At 32.0% G+C, this 18410-nt stretch carries 16 protein-coding genes; 12 read left to right on the plus strand and 4 right to left on the minus strand.

Annotated elements, in window-relative coordinates:
* Window positions 1-85: 85 nt before the first annotated feature.
* From queE to queC, 3 genes are read right to left on the minus strand one after another with little or no spacing between them, the layout of a single operon-like run.
* Window positions 86-796, minus strand: coding sequence for a 7-carboxy-7-deazaguanine synthase QueE (queE, locus tag B2G86_RS06645; RefSeq protein ID WP_078357346.1), 711 nt, complete (start codon window positions 794-796; stop codon window positions 86-88).
* Window positions 789-1220, minus strand: a complete 432-nt coding sequence (gene queD, locus B2G86_RS06650) for a 6-carboxytetrahydropterin synthase QueD (RefSeq protein ID WP_078357347.1) — start codon at window positions 1218-1220, stop codon at window positions 789-791. Before queD ends, queE begins: the two co-directional genes overlap by 8 nt.
* The gene (queC, locus tag B2G86_RS06655; RefSeq protein ID WP_078357348.1) at window positions 1220-1888 is read right to left on the minus strand and encodes a 7-cyano-7-deazaguanine synthase QueC; all 669 of its coding nucleotides are present in this window, start codon (window positions 1886-1888) and stop codon (window positions 1220-1222) included. Before queC ends, queD begins: the two co-directional genes overlap by 1 nt.
* A gap of 203 nt (window positions 1889-2091) precedes the next feature.
* Here queC and B2G86_RS06660 point away from each other — a divergent pair, with 203 nt between their 5' ends.
* The 6 genes from B2G86_RS06660 to ltaS all read left to right on the plus strand — a co-directional run bounded on the left by B2G86_RS06660 (window position 2092) and on the right by ltaS (window position 8574).
* On the plus strand, window positions 2092-2694 hold the full coding sequence (locus B2G86_RS06660) for an anthranilate synthase component II (RefSeq protein WP_078357349.1): 603 nt from the start codon (window positions 2092-2094) through the stop codon (window positions 2692-2694).
* On the plus strand, window positions 2672-4420 hold the full coding sequence (pabB, locus tag B2G86_RS06665) for an aminodeoxychorismate synthase component I (RefSeq protein WP_078357350.1): 1749 nt from the start codon (window positions 2672-2674) through the stop codon (window positions 4418-4420). Before B2G86_RS06660 ends, pabB begins: the two co-directional genes overlap by 23 nt.
* A gap of 61 nt (window positions 4421-4481) precedes the next feature.
* Entirely contained in the window at window positions 4482-4697 is a 216-nt protein-coding gene (locus B2G86_RS06670) for a hypothetical protein (RefSeq protein ID WP_078357351.1), read from the plus strand.
* Between the two features lie 36 nt (window positions 4698-4733).
* Window positions 4734-5435, plus strand: a complete 702-nt coding sequence (locus tag B2G86_RS06675) for a carboxyltransferase domain-containing protein (RefSeq protein WP_078357352.1) — start codon at window positions 4734-4736, stop codon at window positions 5433-5435.
* A complete protein-coding gene (locus B2G86_RS06680) occupies window positions 5426-6430 on the plus strand; it encodes a 5-oxoprolinase subunit C family protein (protein ID WP_078357353.1) in 1005 nt (334 codons plus the stop codon). The genes B2G86_RS06675 and B2G86_RS06680 overlap by 10 nt, the downstream gene beginning before the upstream one ends.
* Before the next feature lie 203 nt (window positions 6431-6633).
* Entirely contained in the window at window positions 6634-8574 is a 1941-nt protein-coding gene (gene ltaS, locus B2G86_RS06685) for a polyglycerol-phosphate lipoteichoic acid synthase LtaS (RefSeq protein ID WP_078357354.1), read from the plus strand.
* 714 nt (window positions 8575-9288) lie between these two features.
* On the opposite strand, the gene B2G86_RS06690 is transcribed toward ltaS, so the two are convergent.
* Window positions 9289-10104: a ZIP family metal transporter gene (locus tag B2G86_RS06690; RefSeq protein WP_078357355.1), complete on the minus strand. Its 816-nt coding sequence runs from the start codon at window positions 10102-10104 to the stop codon at window positions 9289-9291.
* A gap of 85 nt (window positions 10105-10189) precedes the next feature.
* Here B2G86_RS06690 and B2G86_RS06695 point away from each other — a divergent pair, with 85 nt between their 5' ends.
* The 6 genes from B2G86_RS06695 (at window position 10190) to B2G86_RS06720 (ending at window position 18246) form a co-directional block, all read left to right on the plus strand.
* On the plus strand, window positions 10190-12061 hold the full coding sequence (locus B2G86_RS06695) for an ABC-F family ATP-binding cassette domain-containing protein (protein ID WP_078357356.1): 1872 nt from the start codon (window positions 10190-10192) through the stop codon (window positions 12059-12061).
* A gap of 22 nt (window positions 12062-12083) precedes the next feature.
* Window positions 12084-13862: a DNA helicase RecQ gene (recQ, locus tag B2G86_RS06700; protein WP_078357357.1), complete on the plus strand. Its 1779-nt coding sequence runs from the start codon at window positions 12084-12086 to the stop codon at window positions 13860-13862.
* An 89-nt stretch (window positions 13863-13951) separates the two neighbouring features.
* Entirely contained in the window at window positions 13952-14911 is a 960-nt protein-coding gene (locus B2G86_RS06705; RefSeq protein ID WP_078357358.1) for an ABC transporter ATP-binding protein, read from the plus strand.
* Window positions 14911-16425 (plus strand): ABC transporter permease/substrate-binding protein, encoded by a 1515-nt coding sequence (locus B2G86_RS06710; RefSeq protein WP_078357359.1) that lies wholly within the window; start codon window positions 14911-14913, stop codon window positions 16423-16425. The genes B2G86_RS06705 and B2G86_RS06710 overlap by 1 nt, the downstream gene beginning before the upstream one ends.
* A gap of 107 nt (window positions 16426-16532) precedes the next feature.
* Window positions 16533-17591, plus strand: coding sequence for a histidinol-phosphate transaminase (gene hisC, locus B2G86_RS06715; RefSeq protein ID WP_078357360.1), 1059 nt, complete (start codon window positions 16533-16535; stop codon window positions 17589-17591).
* A 73-nt stretch (window positions 17592-17664) separates the two neighbouring features.
* Window positions 17665-18246, plus strand: coding sequence for a 5' nucleotidase, NT5C type (locus tag B2G86_RS06720; RefSeq protein ID WP_078357361.1), 582 nt, complete (start codon window positions 17665-17667; stop codon window positions 18244-18246).
* Window positions 18247-18410: the final 164 nt, after the last annotated feature.

An 18410-nucleotide genomic window follows, 5' to 3' on the forward strand; every position in this document is an offset into this window, starting at 1 on the left:
GTCCCAGGCTTTCGTCTTATCTCATTTTTTCAAAAATCTTAATTCTAGCCCACTTACATCATTAAAAATTATTTCCTGAGAAATATTAAACGCCTTTTTTATTACTCCATAATAAAGTGTGCAGTTGTGGTAAGACGTAAATGTCATTTAATGTATCGTTCATGACTTTATCTATTAATTGTTCGTATTTTTCTAATAGTTTTTCTGTATGATTTGAAACGCTGTCGTCTAAATATGGGTTACCAACTTGTAGATAAAATGGTATGGAAGGGTAACGGTTGTGTATGTCTTTCGCGAATTGATAATCGTCTTCATCGAAAATGACAACTTTAAGTGAAAGACTGTCTTGAACGCATTGTGTTATAACTTCATCAAGAATTGGTAAATTTGGTTTCATTCCAGAACTAGGTGGCTTTGGACTAATTGTTAAGTCATCGATTAGTGTCATCCAAGCTTGGAATTTTGATCCTTGTGTTTCGAGTGCAGTCTTAATACCTCTGTCGTTAAGAGTTTCTACTAATGGACCTATATTTTTTATTAGTGCTGGATTACCACCTGATATAGTTACGTGTTGATATTTGTTTGGAGCAAGTGCGTCTAATTCAGATATAATATCTTCTGGTTCAAGTAGTCGAATATCATCTTTAGCTGAACCATCCCAAGTGAAACTAGAATCACACCAGCTACATCTATAATCACAGCCACTTGTTCTAACAAACATCGTTTTTCGTCCGATGACTGATCCTTCACCTTGAATGGTAGGACCGAAAATTTCTAATACAGGTATTTTAGGCATTATTGTCACCGTTTTTTAAAGGTCGATAAACGACATAACTTGTTGGTGTTTCTCTGACAAAGACTTGCACACATTTAGGTTTGTTTACTCTTTTGTCTAAAGATTCTTGTACGATATTGTATATTGTTTGTGCAACTTGTTCGGTAGAAGGACTGTTATCTTTAAATTCTTCAAAGTCATTTAATAGTCTATGGTCATATCTTTTATGGATTAATGTCTTAAGTTCGCTGAAGTTTACTAAAAATCCCATCTTATCTAGCTCGTTACCTGCGATTGTTAAGTTTACAAAGTAAGTATGACCGTGGATGTTTTCACATTTTCCAGCTTCTTCATAAGGAATGTAATGAGCACTAGAAAAGTTGAAATCTTTATTGAGTTCAAAGGCATAAGGATGTTGAACACTTGGATAAATTTGTTGTAGCATTATAAACTTCCTTTCGTTTGTAGGTATTGGTCTAGACCTTGGTTTCTTAATTTACAAGCAGGACATTCACCGCAACCATCACTCATAACACCGTTATAACATGTTAATGTTTTTTCTCTAACATAGTCTAGTGCGCCTAATTGGTCACTTAATGCCCATGTTTCTTTTTTATTTAACCACATAAGTGGTGTATGTATAACGAAGTCTTTATCCATTGATAAGTTAAGTGATAAATTCATAGATTTGATGAAACTATCTCTACAATCAGGATAGCCACTAAAATCTGTTTCGCAAACACCTGTAATAATGTGTTTAGCACCTATTTGATAGGCTAACGCACCAGCAAATGATAAGAACAGTAAGTTTCTAGCAGGTACAAATGTATTTGGAATTCCATTTTCATCATTTTCTATTTTCATATTATGATCTGTTAATGCGTTTGGAGAAAGTTGTGAAAGTAAAGACATATCAAGTACGTGGTGTTTTAATCCTTGTTCTTTAGCAATGTCCTCAGCAACCTTAATTTCTAAATCATGTCTTTGCCCATATTGGAACGTAACTAATTCTACTTCTTTAAAATGTTCTTTTGCATAAAATAAGCATGTTGTACTATCTTGTCCTCCACTAAATACGACAAGTGCTTTTGCATTTTTTAATGTTTCTGACATAATGTTTCTCCTTTATAAAGGCATAAAAAAAGCCTGCCTTCTATAAAAAGGTAGACGTAGGAGTCTAGTTTTTTATAGAGGGTGTAAGCTAGTAACCTCTTAGTTTATTGAATATACAAATGATAATATAATCATTTTGTAAAAGCAAGTTTATGATATGGTATGATTAATTTGAAATTAAGGAAAGAAGAGCGTGTAAACTTATGATCATGATGATAGATAACCACGATTCATTTACATATAACATTATTGAATATATAAAAATAATTACTAAAAATATTGAAATAAAAGTTTTGAAGTCTGAAGAGGTAACTGCAGAAATAGTTAAGGCTATTAATCCGGACGTGATTATTATTTCGCCTGGACCTGGGCATCCTGATGATTATACACAGTTAAAGTCTTGTATCTACAATATTTATAAAGATGTACCGATACTTGGCGTATGTCTAGGTTTTCAATTGTTAATTTCTACATTTGGAGGCAAAGTGATAAAAGGTGAACGACCAGTTCATGGGCATACTGCTCAAATAACACATGATGGAATGGGGTTGTTTAAAGACTTACCTCAATCATTTCAAGTTACGAGATATCATTCTTTAATAGCTGATAATCAACAGATTCCGCAAGATTTTATTGTCACGGCGCGTACAAAGAGCGGAATACCGATGGCAATTCGACATCAGTCTTTACCAATTGAAGCTGTTCAATATCACCCTGAATCAATATTAAGTGAATTTGGTTTAGAACAATTAGCGAATTTCTTAAGGAAAGTAGGTATTCAAATTGAAAACACATATTCAGTTTAAATATATTAGTGACTTGCAAAATGAAGAAAAATTAGACTTAAAATTTCAAAATCCAATTGATACACTTACTGCTAATAGTATAGATGAAGTGCAATCATTAGTTGATAAAGCGAGTTATTATCAACGTAAAGGATTCTACGTTGTGATGACTTTACCATATGAAAGTGCAAAAGCGTTTGATCCATCTCTAAAGGTGTACGGAACTGGAGATAATTATGCCTCAATTCAAGTGTATGACAAGCCTGTTCAACAATTTAGTGAAATAGTTAGTCATAATCAATCCAATAACAATATCGAATGGCATGCAATGAACACTAATGACGAGTTAGCTCATAATATACATGCTATACAAGATGAAATAAGATTAGGTAATACATATCAAGTGAACTATACGACGCAATTAACTTCTAATTCAATTCAAGATGGGTATTCTTATTTTAAATCATTAACTGAAGAATCTAATGGTGATTACCAAGCATATATTGAACACGATAATGAAACGATTATTTCTATTTCTCCAGAACTTTTCTTTCAACTAGGGCCGCATCAGCATTTAGCAAATTCATTGTTAACTAAACCAATGAAAGGTACGATTTCTAGAGGTAATAATGAAACTGAAGATCAAGAAAACCTCAATACATTAAAGCATTCTAAAAAAGATAGAGCAGAAAATGTAATGATAGTTGATTTATTAAGAAATGATTTAAGTAAAATTTCAAAAGTTGGAACAGTGGAAACGATAGATTTATTTAAAATCGAAAAATATAAAACGGTTTATCAAATGACGAGCACAATACGTAGCCAAATAAAAAATGAACTTACTTTGTTTAATATTCTTCAAGCGCTATTCCCATGTGGATCAATAACGGGAGCGCCTAAAGAATCAACTATGCAAATTATTAAAAGTTTAGAGAAAAAGCCTAGAGGTATTTATTGTGGGGCAATTGGTGTATTATTACCAGATGGGAAAATGATTTTTAATGTGCCTATTAGAACGATACATAATAATGAGCATAGAGCTATTTACGGAGTTGGTTCAGGTATAACAATTGATTCAGTTGCTAAAGCGGAAATCGAGGAATTTAAAATGAAAACTAGAATTCTAAATATACCTAAAGTGAATTTGATAGAAACGATGAGAATAGAACAGGGAATTATACAAAGACGTTATAAGCATACAGAAAGAATTTTAAAAAGTGCTAAAGATTTGGAAATACCATTTGAACTTGAAAAATGGAACGAATTACTTGATGATGCCGAACAAAGTCAAAGAGATGGAACGTATAAATTAAGAATAGAACTGACTTCAGATGGTGTATTTAATATGGAAACTAAAGAGTTAGTTGAATCTAAGAAACCACTAACAGCAAAATTAAAACAAGCTAAGCCAATCGCTTCTAAATATATTAGAAATAAAACAACTGAACGTAATCATTTTATTCATGAACATGATACTGATGTCACATTATATTATAATGAAGAGAATGAAATAACCGAATTTGATATAGGTAATGTTGTTATTAAAGATGGAGAAACTTACATAACACCCTTATATAAAGAACAAATTTTAAATGGTTGTATGAGACAACAATTGCTAGAAGAAGGATACATTAAAGAACAAACCATTGATAAGAATACAATGTTAAAACATATAAAAAATGGTAATTACGAAGTATTTATGATTAATAGTTTGAGAGAATGGACTAAAATAGATTTTAAATTTTGATGGTAATCTAAAGATACAAATAGTAAAATAGTAAACATCATATAAGGACGGGTGAAAAGATATGTTCTTAGCATTATTATATTTAGTAATAGTGATCTTAATAGCATTTTACTTAAAACGTGTAGTCTTGAGTCAATTAAGACAAGAAAAAAATAAGCAAAGTTTTGCGTATTTATATATTGGATTTGCCGTAGCAATTGTTTTTGTAGGCTTATTTGTTAATCAGTTAACGCATGTTTTTATTGATTTAACAGATGTATTTTATCGTAAACAATGATGCTTTATATAGCAAAATAGAATGAGGTGTCTTTAAATGCGCATATATCCTAAGGGGGATTCTGCACTCACAGTAATGAGTGATCGTGAACCTTCAAGACAGTTAACGCATGAAATAAATGAATTTAGATTAGAAATATTGAATCAAGAAATGCCTTTTATAGATGAGGTCATTCCAAGTGAGAATAGTTTAATGGTTGTTTACCATCCATATAGTATGATGATGAATCATCAAATCAATGAGCCATATAAATATATGACAGAATTTGTTGAACGTATTATTTATCAGAAGAAAAAGGATTTAAATAATAGAGAAATTATAAAAAAATCTATTGCAATAGATGTCGTAATTGGTGGTAAGTACGGTATTGATTTTGACCATTTAACAGATTTATCAACAGACGAACAATTACAAGTACTCGAATCGAGAACTTATTTTGTTTCCATGATAGGGCACACACCAGGATGCCCTTATTTGTCTGGGTTAAGTCACCGTTTATTTTCGGACAACTGCAATTACAAACAATTTATTCCTAAAGGCTCATTATGTATAGAACGAGATAAGTTATTTATCACTACTACTGATACGAGCGGAGACTGGCCAGTTATTGGTTGGACGAACGTTGAGATCTTTGACAGACAGAGTAGTGAATGTAAACTTAATTTTGGTGATGATGTCATTTTAAATGTAGTTGAAGAATTAGAAAGCAAGGATGGAGGGTATAACCCATGTCAGTAATTATTAGAGAGTCTGGATTATACACTTCATTACAAGACTTAGGTAGACAAAAGTATCAACATATTGGGATTGTTAAAAATGGTTCTATCGATCAATTTAATCATAGATTAGCTAATATGCTAGTTGGAAATGATGAAGATGAAGCATTAATTGAAATGACATTTAAGTTACCAGCCATTCAATTTACTGAACCAACTTTAATTGCTTTTACTGGCGCTAATTTCCCCGCATATAAAGATAATGAAAAAATAACTCCATATAAGATTCATTTAATGAATAAAGGTGAGGTACTAAGTTTTGGTGAAGGCGCAAAAGGCACAAGAGCATACTTAGCGATTGCTGGTGGCATTGTAGCAGAAGAATGGTTAGGTTCTAAGTCAACGAGTATACGCTTGCAAATGGGTGGCCACAACGGTCGTATACTGCAAGTAGGTGATGAGATAGAAATGTGTAGAAATTATACATCATTACAAAAGAAACTATTCGAGAACTTAGAAGAAACTAAGACTGCTGATTGGGGTGTTGATCAATATACGTTAGCCTTAAATTATTTTACAGATATATTCCATGTAGTTTCTGGAGAAGGCATGACGCACTTTAATGAAGCAGAAATAAAGCATCTTGAAAATCAAGTTTATAAAGTAACAAATCGTTTTAATAGAACAGGATTAACATTAGAAGGTAAATCTGTTATCAATCGTAAAATTGTGGATCAACCATTCTTAAGTGTAAAAAAAGGTACTGTTTTATTAAATCAAGAAAATCAACCTGTTGTAATGTTAAACGATCATCAATCATTATCAAGTTATCCTCAAATAGGTACAATTGCTTCTTATCATATTGATAAATTAGCGCAAAAAAAACATAACTCTAAAATGATTTTTAAGAAACTAACAATTCAAGAAGCTGAATTAAATTTAAAAAAACACGCTCAGTTTATAAAACAAATTAAAACAGGGATAAAATATAAGTTAAATGAAGAATTAAATAAATAATGCACATGTGTAAATTGTGTCTATTGTATGCACTTTTTACACATTTTTTGGATTAATTTATGGTTATTAGTTGAAATTTATTGTAAAGTAGTATAAATTATAATACTGAACATAAATAAATATTACGAGAATATTACAACCTTCAATAATATGTAATGAAATAATAATGATAATTGATATGAGTTGAGATACGGAGGAAAGGTATGAAAACTAAAAATAGGAAGATAGGCGTCTTTACATTCTTCTTGCTAACGATTTTAGCAATAGCATTAAAGACTTATTTTGCCTATTATGTAGACTTGTCACTCGGGGTAAAGGGACTCGTACAGAACTTGATTTTATTAATGAACCCATATAGCTTAATTGCGTTAATTCTAAGTGTGTTCTTATTCTTTAAAGGGAAGAAGTCATTTTGGTTTATTTTTATAACGGGATTTGTATTATCGTTCTTGCTTTATGCAAACGTTGTATACTTCAGATTCTTTTCTGATTTCTTAACATTCAGCACTTTAAACCAAGTGAGTAATGTTGAATCTATGTCTGGTGCAGTATATAGCTCGTTCTCTTGGTACGATTTTATATATTTTACAGATACAATTGTGTTTTTATTTGTACTTATCTTTAAAAGCAAATGGTTTACTACAAAAGCATTTCCGAAAAAATTCGTCCCAGTTGTTATGGGCGTAGCAGTTGCACTATTCTTTTTAAACTTAGCTTTTGCTGAGTCAGATAGACCAGAATTATTAACAAGAACGTTTGACCATAAATATTTAGTTAAATATTTAGGGCCTTACAACTTCACTGTATATGACGGTGTTAAAACGATTCAAAATAATTCACAAAAAGCTTTAGCAAGTGAAGATGATTTAACAGAAGTTAAAAACTTTACGAAACAAAAATATCAAGAACCAAACAAAGAAACATTTGGTATCGCAAAAGATAAAAACGTTATTAAGATTCATTTAGAAAGTTTTCAATCTTTCCTAATTGATTTTAAAGTAAATGGGGAAGAAGTAACACCTTATTTAAACTCGTTAGCAAAAGGTAATAAAGGTTATAAATATTATCCAAACTTCTTCCATCAAACCGGTCAAGGTAAAACTGCCGATTCAGAATTAACGATGGATAATAGTATTTATGGCTTACCACAAGGATCAGCGTTCTCGTTGAAAGGCGACAATACTTATCAATCCTTACCAGCAATATTAAATCAAAAGCAAGGCTATGAAACATCAGTCATGCACGGCGATTACAAAACATTCTGGAACAGAGATCAAGTGTACAAACATTTTGGTGTAGATAAGTTCTATGATGCAACTTATTACGATATGCAACAAAAAAATCTTGAAAACTTAGGTTTAAAAGATGAAGTATTCTTTGATGAATCAATATCACATTTAAAAGAACAAAAACAACCTTTCTATTCTCATTTAATTACGTTAACAAATCATTACCCATTCACAGTGAGTAAAGAAGACGCAACTATTGAGAAACCAGATACTGGTAGTACAACATTAGATGGTTATGTACAAACAGCACGTTATTTAGATGAGTCATTAGAGAAATTTATGACACAACTTAAAAAAGAAGGCCTGTATGATGATTCAGTTATCATCATTTATGGTGACCATTATGGTATTTCAGAGAACCATAATAAAGCAATGGCTAACTTATTAGGTGAAGATGAAATCACACCAGCTAAATTTATGGACTTAAACAGAACACCGTTCTTTATGAAAGTTCCAGGTTTAGAAGGTGGAGTTGATGAAACATACGGTGGTCAAATTGATGTTATGCCTACTTTACTTGATGTTTTAGGTATAAAATCAAATAACTACTTAATGTTTGGTACAGATTTATTATCTAAAGGACATGATGAAACAGTCGCATTTAGAAATGGTGACTTTATCACACCAGAATATAAATCGATTGGAACGACAACATACGACAACAAGACCAATAAACCTATGAAGACTAAACCTAAAGATTTAGAAGAAAACAAGAGTAATGTTGAAAAAGAACTAGAATTATCCGATCAATTATTACACGGAGACTTATTCAGGTTCTATGACAATCCAGACTTCAAGAAAATCAAGCCATCAGACTTTGAGTATAAATCAGGTAATGGCTATCAAGAAGAATAAAATTAATATTAAAAAGCCGGGACAAATTAATTTGTCCCGGCTTTTCTATTGTGAATAAATGAATTTATCAAGACAGGTCCAACATGATAAGTAGAGAGGCTGAATGTTGCAAGACAGGTCCAACATGATAAATAGGGCGGTTGAATGTTGCAAGACAGGTCCAACATGATAAATAGAGCCCGTGAATTTATCAAGACTGGCACAACATGATAAATAGAGCGGTTGAATATTGCTAGTCGAGACAAACATGATAAATAGAGCGGCTGAATGTTGCAAGACAGGTCCAACATGATAAATAGAGCCCGTGAATTTATCAAGACTGGCACAACATGATAAATAGAGCGGTTGAATATTGCTAGTCGAGACAAACATGATAAATAGAGCGGCTGAATGTTGCAAGACAGGTCCAACATGATAAATAGAGCCCGTGAATTTATCAAGACTGGCACAACATGATAAATAGAGCCCGTGAATTTATCAAGACAGGTCCAACATGATAAATAGAGCCCGTGAATTTATCAAGACAGGTCCAACATGATAAATAGAGCCCATGAATTTATCAAGAGTGGCACAACATGATAAATAGACGAGCTGAACTTATCAAGACTTGCCCAACATGATAAATAGAATACTATTTCCATACTGAAATCTCTAGTTACAGCATATATTTATAAAAAATCCCCGAAGTTTTGATCAAAACTTCGGGGATTGTCTTTATCCTAATGCTACGTCTAGAATCATCATAATAGTGAATCCACCCATTAGACCTAATGTGGCTAAGTCTGTGTTATTTCCAGACTGTGATTCGGGTATTAATTCTTCTACAACTACAAATATCATAGCACCAGCTGCAAATGCGAGTGCATATGGTAAAACTGGTGTCGCTACAACGACTAATAATGCACCTAACATTGCAAATACAGGTTCAACTAATGCCGATGCTTGTCCGTAGTTAAAGGATTTCCATCTTGTTAAACCTGAGGCACGTATTGGCATTGAAAGTGCTGCACCTTCAGGGATATTTTGGATACCGATACCTATTGCTAAACCAAGTGCGCCTAATAATGTAGCACCATCATTACCAGTTGCTACTCCACCAAAAGCAACACCTATTGCTAGACCTTCTGGAATATTATGAAGTGTGATTGCTAAAAATAGTAATGTATTTTTACCTAATTTAGTATCAGGTCCTTCGACTTTTTGACTTTTGTCTACAGCATTTTGGTGTGCGTGTGGTATAACAAAGTCTAATAATCTAATGAATAATCCACCTAATAAAAAGCCAATTGCCGCTGGTAACCATGGCATTGCCGAGTCAGAACTTTGCTCAATTGAAGGTTGTAATAGTGACCAAAAACTAGCTGCAATCATCACGCCAGCTGCGAAACCTTGCATCGTATTGATTACTTTTGTGTCTATATTTTTAAACAAATAAACGAATGATGCACCGAATGCAGTTAACAGCCATGTGATAATACCTGCGAATAATGCTTGTAAATATGGGGGTAGTTCTGTAAAAAAGTCTTGCATAGTTTTTGCTCCTTCGTATCTTTTGTTTGAAAAAAAGTGTATAATATATTAATTGAAAACTGAGAAAATTAAAGGATGTTAATTCATGGAAGCATATAAAATTGAAAAACTTAATAAGCAATATGGTGATAAAGTTATTTTTAATGATTTAGATTTATCCGTATCTTACAAAGAACGCATTGGACTAGTTGGTATTAATGGAACAGGTAAGAGTACTTTGCTTAAAGTTATAGCAAATATTGATGATGATTATGATGCAAAGACATCTTATCCTAACCAATATCAAATAGCATATGCAAGCCAAAAGCCTGAACTTGATGGATCTTTATCTGTAATAGATGAAGTATTAAATAATGAAACTGAAATGACAAAAGTCATTGCCCAATACGAAAGCTCTTTAAATCGATATCAGCAAACTGGTGAATCTAAAGATTTAGATCTTATGATGCAATACCAATCTGATATGGATCGATTAAATGCTTGGGATTACAGTGCAGACGTTAAAACTATTCTATCAAAACTAGGTATAAATGACTATCTTAAAAAGGTTTCTACTTTGAGTGGTGGACAACAAAAGAGAGTTGCACTAGCTAAAGAATTGATACGTAAACCTGATTTATTATTGTTAGATGAGCCTACAAACCATTTAGATATTGAAGGAATAGAATGGCTCGTTAATTATATCAAACAATACCCTCATACAATCATGTTTGTTACACATGATCGTCACTTCTTAAATCAAGTTTCAACTAGAATTGTTGAACTTTCAAATGGTAAATTAACAAGTTATCCCGGTAATTATGAATCTTATATTGAAGCAAGAGCTGAAAAAGAAGAAATAGAAGCTCAGCAACATGTTAAGAAAAAAGCACTGTATAAGCAAGAATTGCATTGGATGAGACAAGGTGCAAAAGCTAGATCAACTAAACAACAAGCGAGAATTCAAAGATTTAATAATTTAGAAGATGATTTGTCTAACAAGAAGACACAAGGAGAAGCGAGCTTGAATTTAGCACATTCTCGATTAGGGAAACAGGTCTTCGAATTAGATGATATCTCGAAGTCCATCGGTGACAGAACTTTATTCGAGGACTTTACGACAATTATACAAAAGGGCGATAGAATTGGAATTGTTGGAGAAAACGGTGCTGGTAAGACAACACTCCTTAACATTATAAGTGGCTTAGACCAGACTTTTGATGGTAACTTGATTACTGGTCAAACAGTAAAAATAGCTTATTTCAAACAGCAAGATGAAAGCTTGACGTCTGATGACAGAATGATAGATTACTTGAGAAAAGAAAGTGAAGTAGCTAAAGAGAAAGATGGTACTGTTGTGTCAGTTACACAATTGTTAGAAAGATTCTTATTTCCAAGTCAAACACATGGCACACAAATTAATAAACTATCAGGTGGAGAGCAGAAGAGACTTTACTTACTTAAATTATTAGTACATGAGCCTAATGTTTTAATTTTAGATGAGCCAACAAATGATTTAGACACTGAAACATTAACAATTTTAGAAGCTTATATTAATGAGTTCGGTGGAACAGTTATCACTGTAAGCCATGATAGATATTTCTTAAATAAAGTGGCTAATAAATATTGGTATATCCATGATAAGCAAATAGAACCAATGCTAGGTACTTTTGAAGATTATTTAGCATATAAAAAAACAGTCGATAAAAAAGCAACACAACAATATAAAGAAGCTCAAAAAGCTGAAGTAAAATCTAAAACAACTACTAGATTGTCATTTAAAGAAAAACGAGAACTTGAACAACTAGAAGAAAATATTGAATATATAGAATCAAGATTAGTAGAGCTTGAGCAAGAAATGGTTGAACATGCGACTAATTATGAAAAATTAAACGAACTAACAAATGAAAAAACATCGATTGAAGCGCAATATGAAGAAGATTATATGCGTTGGTCATCCTTATCAGACAGATTATAAGCGTATAGAGGTGTATATATAGATGCAAAATATTTTAAAAGAGTATTTCGGATATCAGCAATTTAGAGATGGACAGAAAGAAATTATAGATAAAGTTATCAATCATCGTCCCACTTTAGGTGTTATGCCTACTGGTGGAGGTAAATCAATTTGTTATCAAGTGCCAGGTCTATATTTAGATGGACTTACAATTGTCATTAGTCCGTTGATTTCTTTAATGAAAGACCAAGTTGATAGCTTGAGATCGATGGGTATTAAGGCTGAATTTTTAAATAGTACTTTAACGAGTAAAGAAAAGAAAAGAGTTGAGAGCGAGCTCATTTCAGGACAGTTAGATTTTCTATATATTGCACCAGAACGATTTAACCAACCACAGTTTATCCAAATGATTAATAAGTGTGATGTTCAACTTATAGCATTTGATGAAGCACATTGTATTTCTAAATGGGGACATGACTTTAGACCAAGTTACCAAGAAGTAATCACACACGTCATGAGTTTACCTCATCACTTTAGACTAGTGGCTTTAACTGCAACGGCTACAAAAGAAGTTCAAGCAGATATCTCTCAAAAATTAGGGATTGCTGAAAATGATATTATTGAAACATCTATTAAACGTGAAAATTTAACATTTAAAGTGAACAATACATATCAAAGACTTAATTTTGTTAAAGACTATGTGAGAACAAACATTAACCAATCAGGAATTATTTATTGCTCCACACGAAAGCAAGTAGAGCAGTTGAGTGAAACGCTTGATGATATGAATATTAAAAATGTTATGTACCATGCAGGGCTTCCTAAAGAAGAAAGAGAACGTGCCCAACGTAAATTTATTGAAGATGACATAAAGTTAGCAATCGCTACAAATGCATTTGGGATGGGGATAGATAAATCCAATGTAAGATTTGTCATTCATTACAATATGCCTCAAGATATAGAATCTTATTATCAAGAAGCGGGTAGAGCTGGTCGAGATCAATTAGATAGTGAATGTATTCTATTGTTCTCAGATAGAGATATTGACCTACAAAAATTCTTTATATCTTCTAGCCCTGCTGATGATGAGTATAAAGAAAAACAAGGTGAAAAGCTTAGACAAATGATTCAATATACTAAGACAACTAAATGTCTTGAAGCAATGATGATACATTATTTCAACCCTGATGAGAAATTAGAAGAATGTGGTAGATGTTCAAGTTGTATTCAATCTGAAAAATCATACAATATGACAACAGAAGCACAAAAAATATTGAGTTGTGTAGCAAGATTAAAACAAAAAGAAAAAAGAAATATGATTATACAAGTATTAAGAGGTGAACAAACCCCTCAAATTTCATCACTAGGATACGATGAATTAAGTACGTATGGTATATTAAAAGACTATACAACAAATGAATGTCATCATTTATTAGATGAATTACGTTATAAAGGTTATTTAAATGAGCATAAAGAAATATTAAGCGTAGACCAAGATGCTATGGAAGTACTTAGAGGAAATGTCGAAATTATGACCACACCATTCAAGACTAAGCCAAAAGAAATAGTAGACATACAAACAATTACAGATGTTGACCGTTCTTTATTTGAACGCTTAATTGAGGTTAGAAAAGATTTAAGTAAAGAGCTAGAAGTGTCACCTTTATCTATCTTCTCAGATCAAATTTTAGAACAATTTGCTAAGAAGTTGCCAGAATCTAAAAAAGAAATGATTTTAATTGATGGAATTGGAAGTTATAAGTTGAAACATTATTGTCCAATTTTTATTGATACTATTAAAAATTATAAACAACCAATATAAGGCGTTATAGGCATTTTATTGTGACATTAGGGTAAATAATTAAAAAGTAATTTAGTTACAGACAATAAAAAGAAATGTGGTGTCTATGAATGATCCAATTTGAAGAGGTTTCAAAAATATACGGGGATAAAAAAGCAGTAGATAATATAAGTTTCAATATTAACGAAGGAGAATTTTTTGTTTTAATTGGGCCATCAGGTTGTGGAAAAACAACAACTCTTAAAATGATTAATAGACTCATTTCATTATCGGAAGGATATATATATTTTAATGATAAACCGATTAGTGATTATGATGTTTCTGAAATGAGATGGGATATTGGATATGTACTCCAACAAATAGCGCTATTTCCACATATGACGATTAAAGAGAATATAGCTCAAGTTCCAGAAATGAAAAAATGGAAAAAGAAAGAAATCGCTAATCGAGTAGATGAATTGTTAAATATGGTTGGTTTAGATCCAGAAACTTTTAGAAATCGATATCCAAGCGAATTATCTGGTGGTCAACAACAGCGTATTGGTGTAATACGTGCACTTGCTTCAGACCCACCAGTTGTATTAATGGACGAGCCATTTAGCGCATTGGATCCAATCAGTAGAAAAAATTTACAAGATGATTTATTAGAACTTCAGTCTAAAATTAAAAAAACAATCGTCTTTGTAACACATGATATTGAAGAAGCGATGAAAATGGGAGACCGTATTTGTTTGTTAAATCAAGGTCATGTAGAACAAATTGGAACGGCAGATGATTTTATTCATCGACCTAAAAATGATTTTGTAAAATCATTTATTGGTAATGTAGATGCACATGTATTAAAGCAAGTTAAGTTAGGTGATATAGCACAACCGATATCAGAAGTACATACAGATTCAATTGAACAATATCCAAAAGTAGACCCATCTAAAACAATTGATGATATATATGGGCTATTAGCTGAACACGAAGCTATCATAATGGATAAAGGCGACAATGTCCCTAGCCATATCGTGACTAGACAATATGTATTTAGCTATTTGGCAGAAAAGAATAGAGGTGTTTCATAATGAATGCATTATTTGAGACACTTTCAAGTAGAAAAGGTCAGTTATTAGAGACATTATTAGAACATATTCAACTATCATTTATTGCATTGCTAATAGCAGTTGTAATAGCAGTGCCATTAGGTATTTTACTAACTAAGACTAAAAAATTAGCAGAAGTCATTATTAATATAGCTGCAGTATTACAAACAATACCGTCTCTTGCTTTATTAGGTTTAATGATTCCGCTATTTGGGATCGGACGTATTCCTGCAATTATTGCACTTGTAATTTATGCTTTATTACCGATATTAAGGAACACATATACAGGTATTAAAGAAGTCGACCCATCTCTTATTGAAGCGGCACGAGGCATTGGTATGAAAACAGGAAGAAGATTGTCTAAAGTTGAACTACCACTTGCTATGCCAGTTATGATGGCAGGTATAAGAACTGCCATGGTACTTATCATTGGTACTGCAACTCTAGCTGCTTTAATTGGTGCTGGTGGATTAGGGGATTTAATACTTTTAGGTATTGATAGAAATAATACTTCGTTAATATTATTAGGTGCTATTCCAGCGGCAATATTAGCTATTTTCTTTGATGTATTTTTAAGAATATTAGAGAAAATCTCATATAAAAAATCATTAATTATTTTAGGCACAATATTGTTGATATTCTTATTATCCGTAACGATTCCATTATTTGCTCAAAAAGGTGACAAAATTACTTTAGCAGGTAAACTAGGCTCTGAACCTGAAGTCATTACGAATATGTATAAAATATTAATCGAAGAAGAAACTGATAATACAGTAGAAGTTAAAGCAGGTATGGGTAAAACGTCATTCTTGTTCAATGCATTAAAATCTGATGAAATAGATGGTTATTTAGAATTTACAGGTACGGTGCTAGGTGAATTAACTAAAGAAACGCCAAAATCTACATCAGAAAAAGGCGTCTATGAGCAAGCAAATAATAGCTTAGACAAAAAGTTTGATATGCAATTGCTTGAACCGATGAAATATAACAACACTTATGCTTTAGCTGTTAAAAAAGAGTATGCAAAGAAACATGATATCAAAACAATTTCTGATTTGAAAAAAGTTGAAAATGATATTAGACCTGGTTTTACATTAGAATTCAACGACCGTGAAGATGGTTATAAAGGCATTCAGAAGAAATATGATTTGAACTTTAAAGATGTAAAAACTATGGAACCTAAATTGCGTTATCAAGCACTTGAAAGTAAAGATATTGATTTGATTGATGCGTATTCTACAGATGCTGAGCTTAAAGAATATGGTATGGTTGTTTTAGAAGATGATAAAAAGCTCTTCCCACCATATCAAGGTGCGCCTTTGATGAAGAAAGAAACTGTAAAAGAGCATCCTGAAGTTGTTAAAGCAATGAATAAATTAAAAGGCAAAATTTCTGATGAAGAGATGCAAGAAATGAATCATAGAGTAACGATTAAAGATGAAGATGCGTATCAAGTAGCAAAAGAATATTTAGAGAAGAATGATCTGATTAACTAAATACCATTGATTTATGAAAATGATTAGGTCTATAATACTAATAAATTAAAAAAAACGGTAAATTTCGATTTACCGTTTTTTATATTTCAATTTGGAGGTCTTAGATTATGAAGCAACAGTTAAGTGAATTACAGGCATATCAACCGGGATTATCACCGAGACAATTAAAAGAAAAGTATGGCATAGATAGAGAAATGGTCAAGCTTGCTTCAAATGAAAATTTATATGGTCCTTCACCAAAAGTTAAAGAAGCCATTAAAAATAATTTAGATGAATTATTTTATTATCCAGAAGTAAAACAGTTTGAAGTAAAAGAAACATTAAGTACATTCCTCAACGTAAAAAAAGAGCAAATCTTTTTCGGTTCAGGTTTGGATGAAGTTATCATGATTATTTCTAGAACTGTATTAGAGCCTGGAGATGAAATATTAACGAGTGATATGACGTTTGGACAATACAAACATCATGCCATCATAGAAAGCGCACAAGTTAAAACAACACCTCTTAAAGATGGTTATTTTGATTTAGATGCTATGTATGAACAAATTACAGATAAGACAAAATTAATATGGATATGTAATCCTAATAACCCAACTGGTACTTATTTATCACATGATGATATAGAAGCTTTTATTAAAAAAGTGCCTGACGATATTATTGTGTTGATTGATGAAGCGTACATAGAATTTGCGGTTGCTGATGATGTTCCAAACAGTTTAGAATTGTTGTCACAATATAACCAAGTGGTCCTATTAAGAACTTTATCTAAAGCGTATGGATTAGCATCGCAACGTATAGGATATGCAATAGCAAACGAATCTTTATTAGACCAGCTAGATATAGTAAGACTACCATTTAACGTAACATCATTATCAGCAGTTGCGGCAGATGCAGCAATAAAAGATCAAAGCTATTTAAAAGATATTACACAAAGAAACAGACAAGAAATCGAGAAATTTTTAAATGCTTCTTTCAAAGAGCATATATATGATAGTCAGACGAATTTTATCTATGTAAATACTGACCAACCTCAAGTATTATATGATTATTTACTTAAAGAAGGATTTATAACAAGACCATTTCCGAATGGTGTTCGAATCACGATAGGATTTAGTGAGCATAATGATAAAATGTTACAAGTATTAGAAACTTTTTTTGAGGAGTAGGGGTCATAAGAAAGGAAAGTCAGTAACTTCTTTGATATACTAGTAGACATTGATATATAAAGGAGAAGGTACAATGACGAAGCAAACAATCGGTATTGATATGGATGAAGTCCTAGCTGACACTATTAAAAAATTACTAAGACGTTACAATGAAGAAACATCTTCAAATGTTACAATGGAAGAACTTAAAGGTACAAAAATCCGTAATATGATGCCTGAACATCAAGGCGTTCTTACTGAGATTTTAAGGGAAGATGGATTTTTTAGAGATTTAGAAGTATTTCCAAATGCGATTGAAGTGGTTCAAAAATTAAACGAATATTATGATGTATATATTGTTACAGCTGCAATGGACGTACCAACATCATTTGCAGATAAATATGCTTGGCTTAGAGAACATATGCCATTTTTAAGCCCACAACATTTTGTATTTTGTGGTGATAAAGGCATCGTCAATACAGACTACCTAATTGATGACAATCCTAAACAATTAGAAAGCTTTAACAATCACTCTATTATGTATGCAGCAGATCATAATAGAGATTATAATAAATGGCCAAAAGTTCATAGTTGGAAAGAAGTAGAAGAATATTTCTTAGGCGGGAACGGCGAATATGCTAAATCTAATGAAGCAGTATCAGAAACATCAAAATAAATAAAAGCACGACATCGGCACATTCAGGCTGATGTCGTGCTTTTTTGATATAGGTGGATGACGATTCCATTCCTGCAAAAACGCACTAAGACTTTCGAGATATCGTTCGATTCAGACTAAATCAGGCAAAAACGCACGAAGACTCAGAAGATATCGTGCGATTC

The sequence above is a fragment of the Mammaliicoccus fleurettii genome, from assembly GCF_002018435.1.
In the GTDB taxonomy this organism is placed as follows: Bacteria; Bacillota; Bacilli; order Staphylococcales; family Staphylococcaceae; genus Mammaliicoccus; species Mammaliicoccus fleurettii.

Excerpts from the sequence above, each read along its gene's own strand:
- queE (WP_078357346.1), bottom strand. The coding sequence starts at position 796 with ATGCCTAAAATACCTGTATTAGAAATTTTCGGTCCTACCATTCAAGGT.
- queD (WP_078357347.1), bottom strand. The coding sequence starts at position 1,220 with ATGCTACAACAAATTTATCCAAGTGTTCAACATCCTTATGCCTTTGAA.
- queC (WP_078357348.1), bottom strand. The coding sequence starts at position 1,888 with ATGTCAGAAACATTAAAAAATGCAAAAGCACTTGTCGTATTTAGTGGA.
- B2G86_RS06660 (WP_078357349.1), top strand. The coding sequence starts at position 2,092 with ATGATCATGATGATAGATAACCACGATTCATTTACATATAACATTATT.
- B2G86_RS06670 (WP_078357351.1), top strand. The coding sequence starts at position 4,482 with ATGTTCTTAGCATTATTATATTTAGTAATAGTGATCTTAATAGCATTT.
- B2G86_RS06675 (WP_078357352.1), top strand. The coding sequence starts at position 4,734 with ATGCGCATATATCCTAAGGGGGATTCTGCACTCACAGTAATGAGTGAT.
- B2G86_RS06680 (WP_078357353.1), top strand. The coding sequence starts at position 5,426 with ATGTCAGTAATTATTAGAGAGTCTGGATTATACACTTCATTACAAGAC.
- ltaS (WP_078357354.1), top strand. The coding sequence starts at position 6,634 with ATGAAAACTAAAAATAGGAAGATAGGCGTCTTTACATTCTTCTTGCTA.
- B2G86_RS06690 (WP_078357355.1), bottom strand. The coding sequence starts at position 10,104 with ATGCAAGACTTTTTTACAGAACTACCCCCATATTTACAAGCATTATTC.
- B2G86_RS06695 (WP_078357356.1), top strand. The coding sequence starts at position 10,190 with ATGGAAGCATATAAAATTGAAAAACTTAATAAGCAATATGGTGATAAA.
- recQ (WP_078357357.1), top strand. The coding sequence starts at position 12,084 with ATGCAAAATATTTTAAAAGAGTATTTCGGATATCAGCAATTTAGAGAT.
- B2G86_RS06705 (WP_078357358.1), top strand. The coding sequence starts at position 13,952 with ATGATCCAATTTGAAGAGGTTTCAAAAATATACGGGGATAAAAAAGCA.
- B2G86_RS06710 (WP_078357359.1), top strand. The coding sequence starts at position 14,911 with ATGAATGCATTATTTGAGACACTTTCAAGTAGAAAAGGTCAGTTATTA.
- hisC (WP_078357360.1), top strand. The coding sequence starts at position 16,533 with ATGAAGCAACAGTTAAGTGAATTACAGGCATATCAACCGGGATTATCA.
- B2G86_RS06720 (WP_078357361.1), top strand. The coding sequence starts at position 17,665 with ATGACGAAGCAAACAATCGGTATTGATATGGATGAAGTCCTAGCTGAC.